The organism is Pseudomonas sp. GW821-FHT02H09 (assembly GCF_059421425.1).
Window position 1 is genome coordinate 84,213 of the sequence record NZ_JBWKVA010000011.1, and the last position, 21,950, is coordinate 106,162.

Genomic DNA, 21,950 nt, shown 5'->3' on the forward strand with positions numbered 1-21,950 from the left:
GGGATGCCGATTTACGACTGCTTCGCCCGAACGCGGACCGAGCCGGACGCAGCCTTCGGCAACTGCTACGGGTTTTGTGGCGCAGCTTCTTTGGCCATCACCCCGATAAACAACTCTGACTCCAGAAATCGCTGCAACCATGCCTGCAAATGCCGATACGGCGTCTGTGCGAACCAGTGCTGATCGACATGAGCAAACTGCCGCAAGAACGGCGCCAGGGCGATGTCCGCGAGGCTCAAGTGATCGGCTGCCAGATAGACATGCTTGTGCAAGAGGTCATCGAGCTTCTGTAAAAAAACGGCGCCTTGCGCGCGGTAATGCTCCATTGGCTGCTCCGGATAGCGATCGGCGTACTTGTAGCGATCCAGATAGCGCTTGAACACCTGATCGTTCTCTTCGATCAGCGCGGCGCTCGCTTGCTCTGCCGCGAGGTCGTCCTTGAGCCGCCAATCCTGCGGATCATGGTGTTCCAGCGCCCAGCGCATGATCTCCAGGCTTTCTTCGATTACCCGGCCATTAACGTTCAACACCGGCACCGTCCCTTTACTGGACAGCAGGAGCATTTCGGCAGGCTTGGCTTTCAGGCTGACCTCGACAATGTTCACGCTCACACCTGAATAACGCAGTGCCATGCGCGCACGCATCGCATACGGGCAGCGACGGAAGGAATAGAGGGTCGGCGTACTCATTTCACCTCCAGTGTGCTCAGGCCGTTGCCTTGGCGGCGGACCTGAATCTGCACCGGGATTCGCTCGTGCATTTCCTGCACGTGGGAAATCACCGCGACCTTGCGCCCTTGCGCCTGCAGACCGTCGAGTGCATCCATCGCCAGTTGCAGCGACTCAGGATCAAGACTGCCGAACCCTTCATCGATAAACAGCGATTCGATTTTCAGCGTGCTGGAGGCCATCGACGCCAGGCCCAGGGCGAGCGCCAGGGAGACCAGGAACGTCTCGCCACCGGACAACGAATGCACCGAGCGCAGTTCGTCACCCATTTCAGTATCCATCACCAATAGACCGAGCATGCTGCCGCCGCGCTTCAGGCGATAGCGGCGCACCAGTTGACGTAATTGCGCGTTGGCATGATGCACCAGCAGGTCAAGGTTGTAGGCCTGAGCGATCTTGCGAAAGGTGTCACCGGTGGCCGAGCCGATCAAGGCATTCAGCCGTGCCCAGCGCTGCCATTCGCTGTAGGCCTGGGCGATGCGTTGCGCCAGTACCTGATTGGCGTTCTGCCGGCGTTGGTCTTCGGCTTGCCGGGCACGCAGTTCGGCGCTGAGTTGTTCAGTGGCGGTGAACTGGCTTTGCAGTTCGCTCAGGGCGCTGGCCAGCTGTTCGGCATCGAGGTTGCCATTGTGCTGCGCCTGGTGGTGGTGCAGGCGCTGTTCGCGTTCATGCAGTAGAACTTTGGCTTGTTCGATGGTTTTTTCGCTGTGTTGCAACTGCTGGCGCAACTGGCTGATCTGCTCGTCGTCGAAGGCCAGCAACTGTTCCAGACCGCCGTCGTCCAGCTCGGGATGCCGCTGGCGCCAGTCGGCGATTTTGCTGCTCAACTCTCGGCTCTCTAGCTCAAGGGAGTGCAAGCGCTCTTGCTTGGCCTTCAGGTCCGCGCCGTGCTGGATCAGTTGGCTACGGGTTTCTTGCAGCGCCTGGTCGGCCATTGTCTGGGCGTTGCGTGCCTGTTCGACGGCCTGATCCAGTTGCTGCTGCCATTGCTCGGCATTGGCGTGTTCACCCAGTAGCCCACGCAGTTTTTGCTGACAGGCTTGCTGCTGATCGGCGAGGGCGGTGAACTGCTGTTGCGCGGCATCGGATTGCTGCGTGCGCAGTTGCTGACGATCCTGTTCCTTATCCAGCGACTGCTGACGCTGCTGCTGTTCGCTGAGCTCGTCGCGCTGCTGCTCAAGGTGCTCCAGGCGTTGGGCAATCTGCTGATCGAGCTGCATGAAGGTCGCGGCTGGCTGCCGGCGCAAACCTTCTAGCGTATCGGGCGGGAGCAGGGTGCTGAAAGCTGACAGCTCTTCCTCCAGGCGCTGGCGGTCTGCGGCCAGTTGCCGTTGTTGTTCCGCTAATTGTTGGGCAGCCTGCTGGCTGGCCTCCTCAGCGGTGCGTAGCTGTTGCTGGAGGCGTGCGGCGTCTTGCTGCAAGGTCAGCAGCGCATTCTGGCGCTGTTCATCCTGGGCGATGCTCTGGTTCAGCTGGCTGGTTTGCTGATTGAGCCAGGCATCGTGCTTGCCGGTGTCCTGGGCCAATAGTTGCCCCCACAGCGGGTGCGCTTCCAGGCTCAGGGCCAGCGCTTGTTGCTGGGGGGCGAGCTGCTCCAGCTGTTGCAGCAGTTCCTTTTGCCGGGCGATAACGCCGCCGACGTCGGAACGCAACTCATCGAGCTTTGCCTTCAGCGTATCGACAGCTTTGCGCGCATTGGCTTCTTCGCCTTCGTCGTGACGACCCAGGCTTTGCAGCAGGGCTTCAGGCTGATGGTAAGGATGTTCGTGACTGCCACAGACCGGACAGGGCTGGTCGTCCTGCAACTGCTCGCGCAGATCTTCGACGCTGGCACTGCGAGCCAGGCGCTGACGCTCCAGCAGTTGGAGAGTGACGTTCAGGGTTTGCTCGGCAACCGTCAGCTCGGCCTTGGCCTGAACTCCGTCGTGGGTCAGGCGCTCGCGTTCTTGTTGCGCGCTGTGCTGGCGCTGTTGCAGTTCCAGCGCTCGCTGATCCATTTGTTGCTGGCTGGCCCACAACCGCGCCAGCTCTTCGAAGGCTCGCTGCTGCTTACGGTTGTCTTGTAACAGGCTGCCGAGAATCCGGATCTGCTCGGCCACCGCTTCAGGCTCGGCGGCGGCTTCGCGGTAGAGCAGTTCGAGCTGTTTGCGTTGCTCGCCCAGTTGCTGCGCGGCGGTGGCGGCGCGATGTTCCAGTTGAGGCAGTTCGGCCTGCCCCTGATTCAGACGATTACCGACTAGCACCAACTGTTGCAGACGATCGCGGTAGGCATTCCAGGCTTCGCCCAGCGGTGCCAGAGACGCGCTGTGTTCAAGTTGTTCGGCGATTTTAGTCAGGCGCTCGGCGACCAGACGTTGTTGCTCGAACATGGCCTGGATTGCGCTTTGCCCTTGGGTGCAGGCCAGCTCCGTTTGTTGCTTGAGCGCTGCACCTTGGCCCAGATCCTTGGTCAGGCGCACGAGGGTGCTTTGTTCTTCAAATGCTTGACGTAGCAGTGGCGCGCCAGCGGTTTGTCGGGCTTGTGTGTCGGCCAGGGCGGTCTGAGCATCCAGCAGGCTTTGTTCGAGCTGGCCCTGACGGGTTTGCAGATCAAGCTGCTGCTGGCTGTGTTGCTGAATTTGTACCGCCAGCGGATTGAACAGGGCGGTGAGTTCTGTCTGGCGGGCAAACTGATGCCGCTGCGGCGCCAGTTGCTCCAGGCGGGTCAGATTCAGGCGCTCGCTGGCCTGACCGTCCCAATGCTGTTGGGCTTGCTGTAGTTGCTCGGCGGCGCTCTGCTGCTCGTCTTGCAACTGGCGCAGTTCCTTGAGCCAGGTGTGCTGCAACTCAAGTTGTTTGAGTTGCGCCTGTTGCGTCTTGAGTTGCTGTTGAGCGTCATTGAAACGCTGATCGAGCTCGGCGCGCGCGTTGGGCTCCAGCGGCGTGACACCGGTGGCCTGGTCTTGCAACAGCTTGTGGGCTTCGCGGGCGTCTTTGCTTTTATCGAAGGCGCGCTTGCCGAGGCGAGTGTAGAGGGCTGTGTCGGTGAGTTTTTCCAGCAACTCGCTGCGGTCGTTGTCATCAGCCTTGAGGAAGGCGCTGAACTCACTCTGTGCAAGCATCACCGCGCGGGTGAACTGTTCGAAATTCAGGCCCAGCACCGCTTCGAGCCGGGTTTTGTACTCGCCTTTCTGGCTGGCCAGCAGTTGATCGGTGTCCAGGTCGCGCAGGCTTTGGCGGCTGGCTTGCAGTTTGCCATTGGCTTTTTCCCGCGCCCGGTTGGCTTCCCAGCGTGCGCGATAGCGACGACCGTCGATACCGAGAAAGTCCACCTCGGCATAACCGTCACCGGTGCCACGACGCAACAGCGTACGCGGATCGCCCGTGGCAATTTCACCGTCCGCATCCGGCACTTTGGCGTCGCGCCCGGTGTTGTTGAGTCGCGGCACTGCACCAAACAGCGCCAGGCACAAGGCATCGAGCAAGGTGCTTTTGCCGGCGCCGGTAGGCCCGGTGATGGCGAACAAGCCGGCGCTGGCCAAGGGCTCGGCGGTGAAGTCGATTTCAAAGGGGCCGGCCAGCGAGGCGAGGTTTTTCAAACGGATCGCGAGGATTTTCATGGCTGTTCGCTCTCCAGTTGAACGTCTTGCAACAGCACGGCGAAGTCGTTGAGGGTCTGTTCGTCGACCTCGCTGCCATAGCTGTCCATCCAGGCTCGGCTGAACAGTTCCTGGGGCGTGAGTTGGTCCAGCTCGATCAGCTGAGTGCCTTCATCGGCGCCTTCACGGTCACCATTGCCGGCGTATTCGGCGGCGATTCGTACCAGGCGCACGGCTTTGCCTTGCAGCGCTGTTTCCACTTGCTGGCGCAGGTCCGGCTGCGGCTCGTCGAGGCGAACCCGCACCTCCAGCCAGGGTTGGCGCTGGATATCGGCCAGCAGGTCGATATTCGGCAGGTCTTGCAGCTGGCTCAATATCTCGGCCAATGGCGCAGGGCCCAGGCGTTGCAGGTTGACGGCACGGGGGATCAGCCGGGGTTCGACACTGAGCAGGGTTTCACCTGCCAGTTCGATGTCGAGAATCTGATGCTGATAACCAATCTCGGAAAATGACAGTGGAATCGGCGAACCGCTGTAGCGAATGCGTTCCTCACCGTTGACCTTTTGCGGTTTGTGCAAATGGCCGAGGGCGACATAGCTGATGCTCGGCCCGAACAGACTGGCGGGCAACGCTTCGGCGTTGCCGATGATCAGGCTGCGCTCGGAGTCTTGCGAAACCGAACCGCCGGCCAGGTGCGCATGGCTGATGGCGATCAGCGCCTGCCCCGGTTGGCGTTTGGCGTTGGCGGCGGCGATCAGCCATTCATGAACCTGGCCGATGCCGCGCAGGTAGTCGTCACCCAAATGCGCGCCGGTGACTTCTGCCGGACGCAAAAACGGGAGCGCCAGGCACCAGCCGGCGATTTCTCCGGTTGCATCGGGCAAAGGGATCAGCAGGCGCTCGGCATCCAGTTGGCCGTCATCGAGCCACAACACCCGCCCCAGCGCGTGAGTGCGCAGGCGCCGCATCAAGGACGCGGGCAGCTCGATGCGCGAGCCGGAATCGTGGTTGCCGGCGATCATCACGATGGTCAGCAATGGCTGTTGCTCGTGGGCGCTGACAATGAAGTCGTAAAGGCGTTCCTGGGCTTTGACCGGCGGGTTGACCGTGTCGAAGATGTCGCCGGCGATCAGCAGGACATCGGGCTTCTCCAGACCAAGCTGGCGAAGCAGCCAGTCGAGAAAGCAGGCGTGTTCAAAGTCGCGTTCCTGGCCGTGCAGGTTCTGCCCAAGGTGCCAGTCGGAGGTGTGAAACAGACGCAAGGCAAACTCCGCTTGAAAAATGAGGTGTGGCCGCGGGAAAAATGATAGCGGCGAAAGGGCAAAGAGTTTACTGGCAAAAAACTGTAAGAGCGCGGTTGATGTGGATTCGCGCGACCCGTAGCAGCTGCCGAAGGCTGCGTTCGGCTCGGTCCGCGTTCGGGCGAAGCAGTCGTAAATCATGTGTCCACGGTTAACCTGTAAAACCGCAGTGCCTGACTTTACGACCGCTTCGCGCTCGAACGCAGCCTTCGGCAGCTGCTACGGGAAAAATGCGGAGCCAGAAATTACTCTCCACTATTTCGGATAAAGCGGCGGCAGGCCGCTGTCGCCAACCGGGTCCTGAACGCGTTCGGTGATCGGGATGGCGCGGATCACCCGCCACAGCTCCTCGCCTTGCCAGTGTTGGCCGGTTTCGCTGTAGAGCGCCCCGTTCAGGCCGTCCAGTGCATCGGACAGCGGCACGTAGCGGGCGGCCATATCGGCCAGGGTTTCCGGTTGTTGCCGGGCCCAGGCGTCCAACGCTTGTCGGGTTGCTTGCGGGTCGTTGGCCAGGCTCGCGCGTTTGATATCGTCGAGCAGGGTGCGCGGGCTTGGGCCTGTCTGCGCCGTGCGCAGGATCGCCGGTTGCCAACGGGCGCGCCACCAGAGACCGAAGCCGAGCAGGGTGGTGCAGGCCAGAATAAGGGTGCTGAGCTGCCAGCGTCGAAGTTCTGCGTAGTCAGTCGATGAGCCGGTCGGTGTGTTGCTGGCGGGGGTGTCGACCACCAGGCTCGGGTTGTTCGCCACTTGCAGAGTGTGGGCCGGCAGGCTGCTGCGTTCCAGGTGATCCTCAAAGGTGTTCCACCAGACCACTTCCACCGCTGGCAGCTCGATTGCGCCGCTGCGGGTCGGCACCAGAGCGTCGCGGTCTTCGCGACTGCCGATCAGGCCACGCTCGCCGCTCTTGTTGCTCAGTATCGGTTGGTCCGGGTAACGGCGCAGGCCGTTGACATCGGTGGTGGGCAGGGGTGCAAGTTGTGAGCTGGACAGGCCTTCAGCCTTGATCGTCAGGCTGCGGGTCAGAGAGTCGCCGACCTGGCTGTGATCCGGCTCCGGGCTCCAGCTTTCGCTCAGGCTCAGGCTGCGTGCCGGCAGCCAGGGTACGTCGGCCGGATAGTCGAGAGGTTTGGCTTTGACCGTCAGCGGGATCTCGGTGGAGCTGACGCGTATCAGTTTGCCTTGTTTCGGACCCTGGGGTGCCGGGTCCTGGGATGGTTGAGCGTCGACCAGGGTTGCGCTGAATATCTGCGCTGGAATCTTCAGCTCGCCGCTGTGTTGCGCAAAGATCGCGTAACGCATTTCGATCACGCCATGGCGCAGGCCGTTGATGACTTTTTCGTAGGTGCGCGACTCACCCAGCTGTTCGATTCGCGCATCGGGAATTTGCAAGGGTGTCAGGCTGCTGTCGTCATACAGTGACACCGAGTGGTAGATGCGCAGGGTCAGGATCGCCTGGGCCTGCACATAGACGCTGTCCTGATCGAGGCTGGCATCGATGAACACCGGCGCCAGTTTGTTGGCACTGTCCTGGGTTTCGCTTTCGATCACCTGCAGGCTGATCGGCTGGCTTTTGAATTCCCCCAGTTGCAACGACGGGATCTCCACGGTGCCGTTGTGTCTGGGCAGCAGGGTGATAATCCAGCGGGTGGTGGCACGGTTGTCACCGCCCAAGGTGGTGGGTTGGTTGATCTGGCGGGTGCCGCGGACTTCGAACAGAGCATCCAGCGGAGTCAGGTCGGGTTTGCCGAACAGCGTTGCATCGCTGGATTCGAGGGTCAGTTCAATGGTTTCTCCAGAGTTCAAACGGCTGCGATCTACGCTGGCGACCAGCCCTGCAGCCAGGGCCTGACAGGTCCAGAGAAGGAGTGCGAGCAAGAGGGCGGTGAAGCGGGTCATCGAATTTTTCCCTGATCCTGATGTTGTTGCTGTTCGTACCAGAATTTGCGTCTGAGCAGTTCGCTCGGGTTGTCCGGAATTTGTCGCAGCCATTGTTCCAGCGCTTGTCGGCGCTCATCGTCGAAGTTGTTTTCGGCCGATCTGATGGGCGGCGTGGTGGTGTGTTCGTCGCCCAGCTCGCTGCCCGGCACTTCATTATTGCCCGGTTGCGGTGTGCCGTGTGCCTGAGGTTCGCTGGTCGACGACGGGTTCTGCGTCTCGGTTTTCTGTTCACCGCTGGTCGGGGGCGGCGTCGCCGCGCCGGGTGGCGGGTTTTGCGTGGCTTGCTCGGCGTCAGATCCTTCGGTCTTGTTCGGTTCGCTCTGCGCCGGTGGCTGTTTCTGTTTAAGCAGACTTTCCACCAGGGCTTTGTTACTCAGTGCTGGCTGCAAATCCGGCTGGCGCTCCAGTGCCTGTTCGTAGGCATCCAGCGCAGCTTCCAGCTCACCGCTTTTGGCCAGTGCGTTGCCACGATTGTAATGGGCGCGGGCGTCGTTGCCTTCAGCGAAACGCTGGGCGGCAGCGGCATAATTGCCGGCTTCATAGAGCGCGAAACCTTGCCATTGTGGGTCTTCAAAATGCCGGGCGGCATCGGCCGGGCGTTGTTGCTCAAGCAAATGCTGGCCCTGTTGATCCGGGCGCAGCCAGAGGTCGTTGAACTCGAAGGCGTAACCCGGCTGCGGCAGCATGAACAGCAATGGCAGGCAAAACAGCCAGCCCCGTCGTCCGGCACAGGCAGCGAGCAGCAGCAATGGCAGCAACAGCCAATAGCCTTGATCGGCCCAGGTATCCAGGTGCAGGGTCTGGCCTTGATTGCGCAAGCTTTGCGGGCCGTTGAACAGGCCAAGGCCGCGCAGATCGTTATCGTCCAGCCGTGCCTGCCGATAGCGACCGCCCAGCTCATTGGCAAAGGCCTTGAGGCTTGCTCCATCCAGCCGCGCGACGAGAATTGCGCCTTGGGCATCCTTGAGGAAACTGCCGCCTTCCTGAGCGACCGGCGCACCTGCGCGGCTGCCGATACCCAATATCGAAAACTCTGGTGCCTGGCCGCTGAGTGCCTGACGAATCCCTTGGCGTTCCTGCTCGGTGAGGGATGAACCGATGAGCAATATCCGGCCCTGACCGAGGGTGCCGCGATCAAGCAGGGTCAAGGCTTTTTTCACCGCCAGATCGGCGCGATGACCTATCTGGGGCATGATCGACGGTTTCAGCGCTTCCAGCAGGTTGCGGCTCGTGGCCAGATCATCCGACAACGGCACCAGGGTGTGAGCGCTGCCTGAGTAGACGACAATCGCGGTTTGCGCATCGCTGCGGTTTTGCAGCAGGTCCAACAGCTTGCGTCGGGCCTGCTCCAGGCGGTTCGGCGAAACGTCCGTGGCAAGCATTTCCGGGGTCAGTTCGAGCAATACCACCAGCGGGTCGGCCGGCTTTTGGCTGGTCTGTTCAACCCGCTGCCAGCTCGGGCCGAGCAGCGCCAATACCGCCAGGGTCCAGGCCAGGCCGAGGGCGACCCATGGCAATTTGCTCTCATGGCCCCTGCCACCGCTGAGCAATGTCGCGTGAAACGCAGGGGGCAGAATCACCTGCCAGCGTCCGGCGCGTTTTTGTCGATGCCAGAGTTGCCACAGCAACCATCCCAGCAGCGGCAACAGTAGCAGCCACCAGGGACGGAACCAGTGCGGCCAGAGCGCGATCATCGGCGCCTCCGCAGACGCAGGCGCTTGAGTCGCTGGCGCCATTCAGGGTGTTGGTGCAGGAAAATCTCCTTGGTGAATAAACGCTGCACCGGGTTGTCCGGCCAACGCTGGCGGATCACCAGCAGCATGCTCAGCAGCAACGCCGCGGCCAGCGGCCAGTTGTATAACGCCTGGGCCGGGCGGGCCTGGGTCGGTTGTTGTGCAACAGGTTCAAGCCGATCGAGGGTTTCTTTGATCGCTCGCAACTCTTCGCCATCGCGGGCGCGGAAATAGCGTCCACCGGTGACCTCGGCTATTTCCTTCAGGGCAGGCTCGTCAAGGTCCAGGCTGGGGTTCAGCCCCAGAAAGCCCAGCGTGCCGCTTTGCTCCGGATCGGCGCCGATGCCAATCGGGTAAATGGTCACGCCTTCTTCGGCGGCCAACCGCGCAGCGGTGATCGGGGCGATCTGGCCAGCATTGTTCGCGCCATCGGTGACCAGGATCAGTACCCGGCTTTGCGCTGGACGTTGACGCAGGCGTTTGAGGGCCAGGCCGATGGCATCACCGATGGCGGTGTTCTTGCCGGCGATACCGATTCGCGCTTCGTCGAGCCAGATCCGCACCGTACGTCGGTCAAATGTCAGTGGTGCCTGCAGATAGGCCTGACTGCCGAACAGAATCAAGCCGACGCGATCGCCTTCGCGGCCTTCGAGGAAGTCGCCGAGCAGGCGCTTGACCAGCGTCAGGCGGCTGACGTCTTCGTCCTGCCACTGCATGTCGGGAAAGTCCATGGAACCAGAGACATCCACTGCCACCAACAGATCGCGGCCACTGGCGGCAATTGGTAACGGCTCGCCCAGCCAGTGCGGACGGGCAGCGGCGATCAGCAACAGCAGCCAGAGTAAAATGAACGGAGCCTGCTGGCGCCAGGCCGGAAGGTTAGCCCGGGCGCGACGTCGGGCCAGGCCTTCGAGATCGTTGAGGAAACTGACTTTGAGTGCCGGTTCGCCGCTGTCTGCCACCGGCAGCAACATCCGCAGCAGCCAGGGTAACGGCAGCAGGACGAAGATCCACGGCCAGGCGAACTCAAACATGTTTACGAATCCAGGTGTCGACCGCTTGGGTCAGGCCGGCGATGGCCTTGTCATCGAGTTTGCATTCGGGCTTGTAGGCGCCTTCGACCAGCACCATCCAGCGGGTCAAGCCGGCAGCGGGGCAGCGATTGTCGAGAAACGCCAGCCATTTGCGGCCATTGAGGGTATGGCTTTGGCTGTAGGGATAATGGTTGCGGCACAGGCGTTTGAGCAGCCCGTTAAGCTGCTGCAGCCAGGCGCCTGCTGGCGCGCCGTCATAGGGTTTTGGCATCTGCGCCAGTTCGGCCAGAGCCGCCAGTCGCACGGGGTCGAGCGGTTGCTCGGCGCGGGCCACAGGGCGTTTTTTCGGTAGAAAGCGGCGCAGCGTCCAAAGGCCGAAACCGATCAGCGGCAACAGAATCAACAGCAGCCACCAGCCTGGCGCAGGCGGCCAGAAGCCAACAGGCGGCGGGGTGATCAAGGGCTGTAATTGTTCCAGGCTGCTCACTTGGCTTTTCCCGGACGTAGCTGTGGATTCAGGTACTCGCGCAATTGCTCGACCATTTCGCTTTGGGTGCTCAAGGGCATCAATGGTACCCGCAGTTTTTGTGCAAGCAACTCCCAGCGGGCAATGCGCGCTTCGCCTTGAGCGCGATAGGCCTGGCGCAAGTCGTAGTTGAGCGTGTCCAGTTCCAGTTGTGCGCCACGCTCGGCGAAGCGCAGCAGACCGGCGGCGGGCAGGGCATGGTCCAGCGGATCGGATAATGGCAGCAACAACAGGTCGCAATGCCGTGACAGCAGGCTCAGTTGTTGCTCGGCGGCATCCGACAAGGCGCGTTCATCGCAGATCACGATCCCCAGACTGCCCGGGCGCAACACCTCCCGGGCGCGGCGCAGGGCTATACCGAAGGTATCACGGTCTGGCTCGCCGTCGGTGCGCAGCGACTGATTGACCCGTACCAGGCGGTTGAGCAACTGCAGCAGGCTTTGCTTGCTGCGTCGCGGCTTGATCTCGTAGTGCTCGTTATCACCGAACACCAGCCCGCCGACCCGGTCGTTGTGACCCAGCGCCGCCCAGCCGATCAAGCTCGCGGCCTGGGCGGCGAGTACCGATTTGAACATCAGGCCGGAACCAAAGAACAACCGGCGGCTTTGTTCCACCATGATGAAAATCGGCCGTTCGCGTTCTTCATGGAACAGCTTGGTGTGGGGCTCCTGGGTGCGTGCAGTAACGCGCCAGTCGATGGTCCGCACGTCGTCGCCGGCCTGATAGACCCGCACTTGATCGAAGTCCACACCGCGTCCGCGCAGTTTCGAGTGGTGCAGGCCAATCAGCGGGCTGCGCTGGTTGGGCGTTGAAAACAACTGCACTTCACGCACGCGATGGCGCATCTTGATCAGCTCGGCGAGGCTGACGCGAATGCCCGGTTCGTGAATTGGGTGGGTCATAGGGGTCAAGCGACGGCTACAACGTCAAGAATCCGCTGGACCACCCGGTCCTGGTCGATGCCCGCGGCTTCGGCTTCAAAGGAAAGAATAATGCGGTGGCGCAATACGTCGAACAGCACGGCCTGGATATCTTCCGGGCTGACGAAGTCGCGACCGGCCAGCCAGGCATGGGCCCGGGCGCATCGATCGAGGGCAATCGAGCCTCGCGGGCTGGCGCCGTAGGCGATCCACTCGGCCATTTCCGGATCGAACTTGGCCGGGGTGCGGGTGGCCATGACCAGTTGCACCAGGTATTCCTCCACGGCATCGGCCATGTACAAACCGAGGATCTCCTTACGCGCGGCGAAGATTGCCTGCTGGCTGACGCGGCGCTCGGGTTTGATTTCGCCGTTGAGGGCTTCGCCGCGAGCCTGCTGCAGAATGCGCCGCTCGACGGTAGCGTCTGGAAAGCCGATTTTGACGTGCATCAGGAAACGATCGAGCTGAGCCTCGGGCAGCGGATAGGTGCCTTCCTGCTCGATGGGGTTCTGGGTTGCCATCACCAGAAACAGCGGCGACAGCTCATAGGTGCTGCGGCCGACGCTGACTTGCCGCTCGCCCATGGCTTCGAGCAAGGCCGACTGGACCTTGGCCGGGGCGCGGTTGATTTCGTCGGCCAGCACCAGGTTATGGAAAATCGGCCCTTGCTGGAATACGAAGCTACCGGTTTCCGGGCGATAGATCTCGGTGCCGGTGATGTCGGCGGGGAGCAGGTCGGGGGTGAACTGGATACGATGGAACTGCGCTTCAATACCTTCGGCCAGCTCTTTGATGGCCTTGGTCTTGGCCAGACCAGGGGCCCCTTCGACCAGCAAATGGCCGTCAGCGAGCAGGGCAATGAGCAAGCGCTCGATGAGTTTTTCCTGGCCTAGAATCTGCGTTGAAAGAAAGGTTCGCAGCGCTAGCAGCGCTTCACGATGTTCCATCTATGACTGTTCCTGGAAAGGGTGACCGAAGGCGTTCGAATAACGCTCTGGCTTGGGGGCGTTACTTTAATCCATAGCGGGGGGTGGCGACTAACGGCGATCGGGGATTTTTCGGGATTTGTGGGGGTTATGGAGGTTTTTTTGCGCGTATAAGGAGATCTTTCCCACGCTCTGCGTGGGAATGCCGCCATGGACGCTCTGCGTCCGCTTCTGAAGCTGTGACGCGGAGCGTCACGGGATGCATTCCCACGCAGAGCGTGGGAACGATCATTCTTGCGCTTTTTGCCAAAGGCTCAGGCGAGCTGGCTTATATAGGTGCCGGTACCTTTGAGGATGTTTTGCAGGGTTTCTTCAACCTCGGGCAAGTCCATCGCTGCGGTGCTGTGATGGATTTCCAGATGGTCGTCGCCATTGAGCACATCGGCATCGGCGGCGCCGATTTCGATCAGCAGGCGATCGGCGCTGAGGGTGACTTTCAAACCATCGAGTGTGGAAGGTTCGCCATCGAGGGTGAGCTCGACTTCATCCTCGTCGGGGTAGCGAGTCATCAGGAACATCTCGCCCTTGTCACTATGGCAGCAGAGCATTGCCATGTTGTCTTCTTCGTCGTCGCAGGGGTTGGCGATCAAATGGGCGGTGGTCAGTTGCATGGGGCGGTTCCTGGCTCTGGGGGCGCTGTGAAAGCAAGCAAAGTCTAATTCTGCCAGCCCGAAGAATTTTCTGCTGACTTGTGTGTCAGAGCCTGTGCTATGAACGGAGTGAGTCTTATCGGTCACTTCTGGTACGGATGTACTGTAAAACCTGGTTTGAACCAGCGATTTTCCTGCGCAACTGCTAGTGTTGTTCGATGCGCAGCACCCGAGTTACTTACCGATGACCGAATATGTCGCAGCATCGCAAGCAGTGGCCTTGCCGCACTGGTTAAGCTGCGCAACTGATGGACACCTGTAAAGACATTGCTTGTCTGCCCGGCAGTCGTTTTTGCAGATGCCCATCGAAGGAAGGTGAATGTGACCTGAGTGTCTCGTCCAGCTTCACCCACCTGTCGCCCTGTTTCCTCTGCCCGAGAATCAGGAACCGGGTGACGGACCGCCCCGTAAGGGGTTTTGCACGCGACGCTTCCATCAATAACAAGCCCAAGCGGAGTACCACAGATGGCGTTCTTCACCGCAGCCAGCAAAGCCGACTTCCAGCACCAACTGCAAGCGGCACTGGCGCAGCACATCAGTGAACAGGCACTGCCACAAGTGGCGCTGTTCGCTGAACAATTTTTTGGCATCATTTCCCTGGATGAACTCACCCAGCGTCGGTTGTCTGACCTCGCCGGCTGCACCCTTTCTGCCTGGCGCCTGCTTGAGCGCTTTGACCACGCCCAACCGCAGGTGCGTGTGTACAACCCCGATTACGAACGTCACGGCTGGCAGTCGACCCACACTGCAGTCGAAGTGCTGCACCACGATCTGCCGTTTCTGGTGGACTCGGTGCGCACCGAGCTGAACCGTCGCGGTTACAGCATCCACACGCTGCAGACCACCGTGCTGAGCGTGCGTCGCGGCAGCAAGAACGAGTTGCTGGAAATCCTGCCAAAAGGCACCCAGGGCGAAGGCATCCAGCAAGAATCTCTGATGTACCTGGAGATCGATCGCTGCGCTCATACCGCCGAGCTCAATGTATTGAGCAAAGAGCTGGAGCAGGTTCTCGGCGAAGTCCGCGTTGCGGTCGCCGATTTCGAACCGATGAAAGCCAAGGTCCAGGAGCTGATCGACGGCATCGACAAAAGCAAGTTTGTTATTGATGCAGACGAAAAGAACGAGATCGAGGGTTTCCTCGAATGGCTGGTGGGCAACCACTTCACCTTCCTCGGCTACGAAGAGTTCGTGGTTTGCGATGACCAGAATGGCGGTCATATCGAGTATGACCAGAACTCCTTCCTCGGTCTGACCAAACTGCTGCGCGCCGGCCTCACCGCCGATGACCTGCGCATCGAAGACTACGCCGTGAATTACCTGCGCGAACCGACCGTGCTGTCGTTCGCCAAGGCTGCGCACCCAAGCCGTGTGCACCGTCCGGCTTACCCGGATTATGTGTCGATCCGCCAGATCGATGCCAACGGCAAGGTCATCAAGGAATGCCGTTTCATGGGCCTGTACACCTCCTCGGTGTATGGCGAGAGCGTGCGGGTCATTCCGTACATCCGCCGCAAGGTCGGGGAAATCGAACGTCGTTCCGGTTTCCAGGCCAAGGCTCACCTGGGCAAGGAACTGGCTCAGGTACTCGAAGTACTGCCCCGTGACGACCTGTTCCAGACTCCGGTCGACGAGCTGTTCAGCACCGTGATGTCGATCGTGCAGATCCAGGAACGCAACAAGATCCGCGTGTTCCTGCGCAAAGACCCGTACGGCCGCTTCTGCTACTGCCTGGCTTATGTGCCGCGCGACATCTATTCCACCGAAGTGCGTCAGAAGATCCAGCAAGTGCTGATGGATCGCCTGAAAGCCTCCGATTGCGAGTTCTGGACCTTCTTCTCCGAGTCCGTGCTGGCCCGTGTGCAACTGATTCTGCGGGTCGACCCGAAGAACCGTCTCGACATCGATCCGCTGTTGCTGGAAAAAGAAGTGGTGCAGGCCTGCCGCAGCTGGCAGGACGACTACTCAAGCCTGGTGATCGAAAGCTTCGGCGAAGCCCACGGCACCAACGTGCTGTCCGACTTCCCTAAAGGATTCCCGGCCGGCTACCGCGAGCGCTTCGCTGCGCACTCGGCTGTGGTCGACATGCAACACTTGCTGAGCCTGAGCGAAGCCAACCCGCTGGTCATGAGCTTCTACCAGCCGCTGCTGGGTCAAACCGCCGGTCAGCAACAGTTGCATTGCAAGCTGTATCACGCCGATACCCCGCTGGCACTTTCCGACGTGTTGCCGATCCTGGAAAACCTCGGTCTGCGCGTCCTTGGCGAGTTCCCGTATCGCCTGCGCCACAGCACCGGGCGCGAGTTCTGGATTCATGACTTCGCATTCACCGCCGCTGAAGGCCTGAACCTCGACATCCAGCAGCTCAACGACACGCTGCAGGACGCATTCGTCCACATCGTTCGTGGCGAAGCCGAGAACGACGGGTTCAACCGTCTGGTACTGACGGCCGGCCTGCCATGGCGCGACGTGGCGCTGCTGCGTGCATACGCCCGTTACCTGAAGCAGATTCGCCTGGGCTTCGACCTCGGCTACATCGCCAGCACCCTGAACAACCACACCGACATCGCTCGCGAGTTGACCCGGTTGTTCAAGACCCGTTTCTACCTGGCCCGCAAGCTGACCAGCGAAGACCTCGACGACAAGCAGCTGCGTCTGGAACACGCGATCCTGAGCGCGCTGGACGACGTTCAAGTACTGAACGAAGACCGTATCCTGCGTCGCTACCTGGACCTGATCAAGGCAACTCTGCGGACCAACTTCTACCAGACCGATGCCAACGGTCAGAACAAGTCCTACTTCAGCTTCAAGTTCAACCCGCACCTGATTCCGGAACTGCCTAAACCGGTTCCGAAATTCGAAATCTTCGTTTACTCGCCACGGGTTGAAGGCGTGCACCTGCGCTTCGGCAACGTCGCGCGCGGCGGCCTGCGCTGGTCCGATCGTGAAGAAGACTACCGCACTGAAGTGCTGGGTCTGGTAAAAGCCCAACAAGTGAAAAACTCGGTGATCGTACCGGTCGGCGCCAAGGGCGGCTTCCTGCCGCGTCGCCTGCCATTGGGCGGCAGCCGTGATGAAGTCGCGGCAGAAGGCATTGCCTGCTACCGGATCTTCATCTCCGGCCTGCTGGACATCACCGACAACCTGAAAGACGGCGCTCTGGTGCCTCCGGCTAACGTGGTTCGTCACGATAACGATGACCCGTATCTGGTGGTGGCAGCGGACAAGGGCACTGCGACCTTCTCCGACATCGCCAACGGTATTGCCATCGACTACGGTTTCTGGCTCGGTGACGCGTTCGCCTCCGGCGGCTCGGCCGGTTATGACCACAAGAAAATGGGCATCACCGCCAAGGGTGCGTGGGTCGGCGTACAGCGTCACTTCCGTGAGCGCGGTATCAACGTTCAGGAAGACAGCATCACGGTGGTCGGCGTCGGCGACATGGCCGGTGACGTGTTCGGTAACGGCTTGCTGATGTCCGACAAGCTGCAACTGGTCGCAGCCTTCAACCACCTGCACATCTTCATTGACCCCAATCCTGCGCCAGCCAACAGCTTCGCCGAGCGTCAGCGTCTGTTCGATCTGCCGCGTTCGGCCTGGTCAGACTACGACACCAGCATCATGTCCGAAGGCGGCGGGATCTTCTCTCGTAGTGCAAAAAGCATCGCGATTTCCCCGCAGATGAAAGAGCGCTTCGACATCTCGGCCGACAAACTGACTCCGACCGAACTGCTGAACGCCTTGCTCAAGGCACCGGTGGATCTGCTGTGGAACGGCGGTATCGGAACTTACGTCAAGGCCAGTACCGAAAGCCACGCCGATGTCGGCGACAAGGCCAACGACGCGCTGCGCGTGAACGGCAACGAACTGCGCTGCAAAGTCGTGGGCGAGGGCGGTAACCTCGGCATGACCCAACTGGGTCGTGTGGAGTTCGGTCTCAATGGTGGCGGTTCCAACACCGACTTCATCGACAACGCCGGTGGTGTGGACTGCTCCGACCACGAAGTGAACATCAAAATCCTGCTCAACGAAGTTGTGCATGCTGGCGATATGACCGAGAAGCAACGTAACCAGTTGCTTGGCAGCATGACCGATGAAGTCGGCGGCCTGGTCCTGGGCAACAACTACAAGCAGACCCAGGCGCTGTCCCTGGCGGCCCGTCGTGCCTACGTACGGATCGCCGAGTACAAACGCCTGATGAACGACCTTGAAGGCCGCGGCAAGCTGGACCGCGCCATCGAGTTCCTGCCGTCGGAAGAGCAGCTCGACGAGCGCGTCGCGGCTGGCCATGGCCTGACCCGTGCCGAGCTGTCGGTGCTGATCTCCTACAGCAAGATCGACCTCAAGGAAGCGCTGCTCAACTCTCTGGTGCCGGATGACGCCTACCTGACTCGCGACATGGAAACGGCATTCCCGCCGACGCTGGTCAGCAAGTTCGCCGAAGCCATGCGCCGTCACCGTCTGAAACGCGAGATCGTCAGCACCCAGATCGCCAACGATCTGGTCAACCACATGGGCATCACCTTCGTTCAGCGCTTGAAAGAGTCCACCGGCATGAGCCCGGCGAATGTTGCGGGTGCCTATGTAATCGTTCGGGATATCTTCCATCTCCCGCACTGGTTCCGGCAGATAGAGGCCCTGGATTACCAGGTTTCGGCGGACGTACAACTGGAGCTGATGGATGAGCTGATGCGTCTGGGCCGTCGGGCTACTCGCTGGTTCCTGCGCAGCCGTCGCAACGAGCAGAATGCTGCCCGTGATGTGGCGCATTTCGGTCCGCATCTGGCGGCGTTGGGTCTCAAGCTCGACGAACTGCTGGAAGGCCCGACCCGCGATGGCTGGCAGACCCGCTACCAGGCCTACGTCGAAGCCGGCGTGCCTGAGTTGCTGGCGCGCATGGTTGCAGGCACAACTCACCTGTACTCCTTGCTGCCGGTCATCGAAGCCTCTGATGTGACCGGTCAGAACCCTGCCGATGTGGCCAAGGCGTTCTTCGCCGTGGGCAGTGCGCTGGACATCACCTGGTACCTGCAACAGATCAGTGCTCTGCCGGTGGAAAACAACTGGCAGGCGCTGGCGCGCGAAGCCTTCCGTGATGACGTCGACTGGCAGCAACGGGCGATCACCATCTCGGTTCTGCAAATGGCCAATGCCCCGCAAGAGGTGGAAGCACGTCTTCAGTTGTGGCTGGAACAGAACCGCACCATGGTCGAGCGCTGGCGCGCCATGCTGGTGGACATCCGTGCCGCCAGCGGCACTGACTACGCCATGTACGCAGTGGCCAACCGCGAACTGCTGGATTTGGCGATGAGCGGTCAAAATGCCGTCGCCAACCGCGAACTGCCGGACCTGGAGATGGACAGTCAAACGGTGGCTGCCGCCACTGCCTGATTGAGTGCTGCATGAAAAAAACCCGCATCGAATGATGCGGGTTTTTTTTCAGCCTGAAAATCATGTGGTGTCTGATTTGACGCCATCGCGAGCAAGCTCGCTCCTACAGGTGGTACGTGTACTCTGTAGGAGCGAGCTTGCTCGCGATGAGGCCCTGACAGACACCACACATTGATGTCCTTATTTTTTCAACGGGGTCAACACTTCATCCTTATCGCCCAGCAACATGAACACCAGCAGTTTGGCGGGTTTGGTCTGGCTGGCATTGGCCGAGACCGGGTGCCTGGAGCCTGCGGCTTCGTACCACGACTCGCCGGCCTTGTAGGTGATGGCTTTTTCGTCGTTGACCTGGGACGTTATTTCACCTTCCAGCACATAAGCCATCGCTGAACCCGCATGCATATGCGGCGCAGTGGCCTGGCCCGGGGCGTAGTCGACGGTGAGCATCATGGCTTTCTTGCCCGGTGCGTTGGTCAGTTCATGTTCTTGCAGTACGTTGCGTTTTTCCTTGCCATAGACCGGGTCGTGGGCGAAGGCACTGAGCGAGGCCAGCATGGCCAGACCAGCGAAGATCGAGGTCGCGAGCGAGAGGGCTTTCATGGCGGTTCCTTTTATGTCGTCGGGGGAGGTGACTCACCCTAAGTCCCAATCCCGGACCGACCAATAGCCAATCCCGGGAAAGAACAGGAGGCCAATGGCTCAGTGATTGAAGTCCAGTCGGCAGGCCAGGCGATTGCCGATCAGCTCGATGAAACCCTGCAACGCCGGCAGTGCGAAGTGCGACTCCATGCATTCGCGGGTCTGCCAATGGCCGTTGACGGTCCACAGGCCAGGAGTGCTCGGGCACTCCTGCACCGCATAATCGAGACAGCCCCGCGCTTCACGCAGGGTGTCGGCAATCCGCGTCAGGTGTAGGCCAAGCTCATCCGAACGACCTTTAGCGGCCTGGATCTGGACGGTATTGATCGCGATGCTGGACATGGCAGGTTCTCCGAGTGACGTGCGGGGAGTTCGTGAGGAGAAGAGTAGGGCCGGACTCGTTCAACACCCATATCCAATCCGCAGGAAAACCACTGAGCCAATCAGGCAATCTGTTTGAGAATATCCCTGACCTTGTCCAGCGCCGGGTCGATGTCCAGGGTCTCTATCGCTCCGAAGCCGATGATCAGTCCGCTTCTAACCGGTGTGTCGTGGAAGAAACTGTCCAGGGGGTAAAGCCCGACCTCGACTTTCTTCGCCAGCTCGATCAGCAAGGGAACTTCCACTGGCACCTTGCACAGCGCGGCCATGTGGAAACCGGCAATCGATGGCACTACCTCGAACCAGGGCGAAAGATCACCTTGCAGGCGGTTCAGTATTCGTTCCCGGCGCCCGGCGTAGACCGCGTGGCAGCGGCGGATGTGCTTGAGCAGATAGCCCTCGGAAATGAACTTGGCCAGCGCCCATTGCGGCAGGGTCGAGGTGTGGCAGTCGGTCAGTTGCTTGGCCTTGACCACCGCACTGTGGATCGCCGGTGGCAGTACTGCATAACCGAGTCGCAACTCGGGCAGCATGGTTTTCGAGAAGGTTCCGACGTAGGCGACCACGCCCCGGCTATCCATGCTTTGCAGGGAATCGGTGGGCCGGCCCTCATAGCGGAATTCGCTGTCGTAGTCGTCCTCGATCACGATCGCACCCAGCACTCGGGCGCGTTCCAGCAAGGCTTCGCGCCGCGTCGGACTCATTGGCATGCCGAGGGGAAACTGGTGCGACGGGGTGACGTAAATCAGCCTCGCGCCGTCGGGGATCAACTCGACCTGGATACCTTCGGCGTCCACCGGGACACCGACCACCATCGCGCCCTGGGCGGTGAACAGCAACCGTGCCGGGGTGTAGCCGGGGTCTTCCATGGCGACGATGCTGCCCGGTTCGATGACCACCCGGGCAATCAGGTCCAGCGCCTGTTGGGCGCCGTTGCAGACCACAATGTCGTCGTCATGACAGGCCACGCCACGGGAGAACGCGACATGCCCGGCGATGGCACTGCGCAAGGCTGGCAGGCCTTCCGGTTGGCTGTAGAACCCGCCGTTGAGGGCGATTCGGCGTAGCGCGTCCTGAGTGCAGCGCCGCCATTCTTCCTGGGGGAATTGATTGCGCGTAGTCGCGCCGCCGATGAATTCGCAGCGCAAGGTACCTTCCAGGGTTGGATGGCGCAAGGGCGCGGGCAGGTTCTGCCAGTTTGCCAGGCTTTGTGCGCAGGCCAGGTCCGCCGCGCTTTGCTTGCGCTCGGCCTTGGCCGCCCGGGCATTGACGAAGGTGCCACGGCCGATCTTGCCGATCAGGAAGTTTTCATAGGTCAGCAGCGCGTAGGTGTCGGAGACCGTCTTGCGCGAAACGCCCAGTTGCTCAGCCAGTAAACGACTGGGTGGCAGCTGTGCGCCGGCGGCAAGCCGACCGGACTCGATGGCACCGCGCAGTTGCTGGTACAGCTGCTCGGCCAGGTCCTTGCGGCCATTGATGACAACATGAAGTTCCATGGGTGAAGTCCTGAAGGCGGTCGTGTGCAAGGTTACGCGCAACAATACATTTCGTGTAGCCGGGCTACAGGCTACGGCTGCGGGTTTTGGTGCATGGGTGGTCTTTCGAAAAAATCGGCAATTGGATATAGGGCCTTGGCGCCTCGGGTCTTAGGCTTTGACTCACCGCATGTCAGCCTAAGGTCACGCCCATGGAACCTCGTCTGGATTACTACACGGCCTCGCCGCAAGCCCTCAAGGGGATCCTCATGCTCGAGGCGGCGACCTTTGGCCTGTCGATTGAAAAACCGTTGCTGGAACTGATCAGGATTCGCGTCTCGCAGCTCAATCAGTGTTCGTTCTGCACCGACATGCATGCCGTCGAGGCCCGCCGTCAGGGCGAGACCGAACGCAGGTTGTACGCAATCAGCGTCTGGCGTGATTCACCATTCTTCAATGCACGGGAAAAGGCCGCACTGGCCTGGAGCGAGTCGGTGACGTTGCTGCCTGCCTCCAATGTGCCGGACGAGCTGTATACAGCGCTGCGGGCCGAGTTCAGCGAGCGGGAGATGGTCGATTTGACCGTTGCGGTTGCCACCATCAATTGCTGGAACCGGTTGGCGGTGGGGTTTCGGCAGCAGCCCAGTGATTAAGGCGCCTGCGTCGTACGCGA

15 protein-coding genes are annotated in these 21,950 nt (G+C 60.8%); 2 read left to right on the plus strand and 13 right to left on the minus strand.

Annotated features, from left to right (window positions below):
* Nucleotides 1-65: 65 nt before the first annotated feature.
* The 10 genes from AC07VR_RS16670 to AC07VR_RS16715 all read right to left on the minus strand — a co-directional run bounded on the left by AC07VR_RS16670 (nt 66) and on the right by AC07VR_RS16715 (nt 13,355).
* On the minus strand, nt 66-689 hold the full coding sequence (locus AC07VR_RS16670) for a glutathione S-transferase (RefSeq protein WP_495011874.1): 624 nt from the start codon (nt 687-689) through the stop codon (nt 66-68).
* Nucleotides 686-4,327, minus strand: coding sequence for an AAA family ATPase (locus AC07VR_RS16675; protein WP_495011875.1), 3,642 nt, complete (start codon nt 4,325-4,327; stop codon nt 686-688). Before AC07VR_RS16675 ends, AC07VR_RS16670 begins: the two co-directional genes overlap by 4 nt.
* Nucleotides 4,324-5,568, minus strand: coding sequence for an exonuclease SbcCD subunit D C-terminal domain-containing protein (locus tag AC07VR_RS16680; protein ID WP_495011876.1), 1,245 nt, complete (start codon nt 5,566-5,568; stop codon nt 4,324-4,326). Before AC07VR_RS16680 ends, AC07VR_RS16675 begins: the two co-directional genes overlap by 4 nt.
* A gap of 294 nt (nt 5,569-5,862) precedes the next feature.
* Nucleotides 5,863-7,503 (minus strand): BatD family protein, encoded by a 1,641-nt coding sequence (locus AC07VR_RS16685; protein WP_495011877.1) that lies wholly within the window; start codon nt 7,501-7,503, stop codon nt 5,863-5,865.
* The gene (locus AC07VR_RS16690) at nt 7,500-9,239 is read right to left on the minus strand and encodes a vWA domain-containing protein (protein WP_494991479.1); all 1,740 of its coding nucleotides are present in this window, start codon (nt 9,237-9,239) and stop codon (nt 7,500-7,502) included. Before AC07VR_RS16690 ends, AC07VR_RS16685 begins: the two co-directional genes overlap by 4 nt.
* On the minus strand, nt 9,236-10,312 hold the full coding sequence (locus AC07VR_RS16695; RefSeq protein ID WP_494991480.1) for a vWA domain-containing protein: 1,077 nt from the start codon (nt 10,310-10,312) through the stop codon (nt 9,236-9,238). Before AC07VR_RS16695 ends, AC07VR_RS16690 begins: the two co-directional genes overlap by 4 nt.
* Nucleotides 10,305-10,799 (minus strand): DUF4381 domain-containing protein, encoded by a 495-nt coding sequence (locus AC07VR_RS16700; protein ID WP_494991481.1) that lies wholly within the window; start codon nt 10,797-10,799, stop codon nt 10,305-10,307. Before AC07VR_RS16700 ends, AC07VR_RS16695 begins: the two co-directional genes overlap by 8 nt.
* A complete protein-coding gene (locus AC07VR_RS16705; protein ID WP_495011878.1) occupies nt 10,796-11,740 on the minus strand; it encodes a DUF58 domain-containing protein in 945 nt (314 codons plus the stop codon). The genes AC07VR_RS16700 and AC07VR_RS16705 overlap by 4 nt, the downstream gene beginning before the upstream one ends.
* Nucleotides 11,741-11,745: 5 nt before the next feature.
* Nucleotides 11,746-12,705: an AAA family ATPase gene (locus tag AC07VR_RS16710; protein ID WP_494991483.1), complete on the minus strand. Its 960-nt coding sequence runs from the start codon at nt 12,703-12,705 to the stop codon at nt 11,746-11,748.
* Between the two features lie 293 nt (nt 12,706-12,998).
* Entirely contained in the window at nt 12,999-13,355 is a 357-nt protein-coding gene (locus AC07VR_RS16715) for a hypothetical protein (protein WP_494991484.1), read from the minus strand.
* Between the two features lie 504 nt (nt 13,356-13,859).
* Between AC07VR_RS16715 and AC07VR_RS16720 the strand changes: the two genes are divergently transcribed.
* Nucleotides 13,860-18,782 (plus strand): NAD-glutamate dehydrogenase, encoded by a 4,923-nt coding sequence (locus AC07VR_RS16720; protein WP_495011879.1) that lies wholly within the window; start codon nt 13,860-13,862, stop codon nt 18,780-18,782.
* Nucleotides 18,783-18,962: 180 nt separating this feature from the next.
* Here AC07VR_RS16720 and AC07VR_RS16725 read toward each other — a convergent pair whose 3' ends face one another.
* The 3 genes from AC07VR_RS16725 to pdxR all read right to left on the minus strand — a co-directional run bounded on the left by AC07VR_RS16725 (nt 18,963) and on the right by pdxR (nt 21,298).
* Nucleotides 18,963-19,382: a cupin domain-containing protein gene (locus tag AC07VR_RS16725; protein ID WP_494991486.1), complete on the minus strand. Its 420-nt coding sequence runs from the start codon at nt 19,380-19,382 to the stop codon at nt 18,963-18,965.
* 99 nt (nt 19,383-19,481) lie between these two features.
* On the minus strand, nt 19,482-19,763 hold the full coding sequence (locus AC07VR_RS16730) for an antibiotic biosynthesis monooxygenase family protein (RefSeq protein ID WP_494991487.1): 282 nt from the start codon (nt 19,761-19,763) through the stop codon (nt 19,482-19,484).
* A gap of 101 nt (nt 19,764-19,864) precedes the next feature.
* Nucleotides 19,865-21,298, minus strand: a complete 1,434-nt coding sequence (pdxR, locus tag AC07VR_RS16735; RefSeq protein WP_495011880.1) for a MocR-like pyridoxine biosynthesis transcription factor PdxR — start codon at nt 21,296-21,298, stop codon at nt 19,865-19,867.
* A gap of 191 nt (nt 21,299-21,489) precedes the next feature.
* On the opposite strand from pdxR, the gene AC07VR_RS16740 reads away from it, so the two are divergent.
* Nucleotides 21,490-21,930: a carboxymuconolactone decarboxylase family protein gene (locus tag AC07VR_RS16740; RefSeq protein ID WP_494991489.1), complete on the plus strand. Its 441-nt coding sequence runs from the start codon at nt 21,490-21,492 to the stop codon at nt 21,928-21,930.
* Nucleotides 21,931-21,950: the final 20 nt, after the last annotated feature.

Excerpts from the sequence above, each read along its gene's own strand:
- AC07VR_RS16670 (WP_495011874.1), bottom strand. The coding sequence starts at position 689 with ATGAGTACGCCGACCCTCTATTCCTTCCGTCGCTGCCCGTATGCGATG.
- AC07VR_RS16675 (WP_495011875.1), bottom strand. The coding sequence starts at position 4,327 with ATGAAAATCCTCGCGATCCGTTTGAAAAACCTCGCCTCGCTGGCCGGC.
- AC07VR_RS16685 (WP_495011877.1), bottom strand. The coding sequence starts at position 7,503 with ATGACCCGCTTCACCGCCCTCTTGCTCGCACTCCTTCTCTGGACCTGT.
- AC07VR_RS16690 (WP_494991479.1), bottom strand. The coding sequence starts at position 9,239 with ATGATCGCGCTCTGGCCGCACTGGTTCCGTCCCTGGTGGCTGCTACTG.
- AC07VR_RS16695 (WP_494991480.1), bottom strand. The coding sequence starts at position 10,312 with ATGTTTGAGTTCGCCTGGCCGTGGATCTTCGTCCTGCTGCCGTTACCC.
- AC07VR_RS16705 (WP_495011878.1), bottom strand. The coding sequence starts at position 11,740 with ATGACCCACCCAATTCACGAACCGGGCATTCGCGTCAGCCTCGCCGAG.
- AC07VR_RS16710 (WP_494991483.1), bottom strand. The coding sequence starts at position 12,705 with ATGGAACATCGTGAAGCGCTGCTAGCGCTGCGAACCTTTCTTTCAACG.
- AC07VR_RS16715 (WP_494991484.1), bottom strand. The coding sequence starts at position 13,355 with ATGCAACTGACCACCGCCCATTTGATCGCCAACCCCTGCGACGACGAA.
- AC07VR_RS16720 (WP_495011879.1), top strand. The coding sequence starts at position 13,860 with ATGGCGTTCTTCACCGCAGCCAGCAAAGCCGACTTCCAGCACCAACTG.
- AC07VR_RS16725 (WP_494991486.1), bottom strand. The coding sequence starts at position 19,382 with ATGAAAGCCCTCTCGCTCGCGACCTCGATCTTCGCTGGTCTGGCCATG.
- AC07VR_RS16730 (WP_494991487.1), bottom strand. The coding sequence starts at position 19,763 with ATGTCCAGCATCGCGATCAATACCGTCCAGATCCAGGCCGCTAAAGGT.
- pdxR (WP_495011880.1), bottom strand. The coding sequence starts at position 21,298 with ATGGAACTTCATGTTGTCATCAATGGCCGCAAGGACCTGGCCGAGCAG.
- AC07VR_RS16740 (WP_494991489.1), top strand. The coding sequence starts at position 21,490 with ATGGAACCTCGTCTGGATTACTACACGGCCTCGCCGCAAGCCCTCAAG.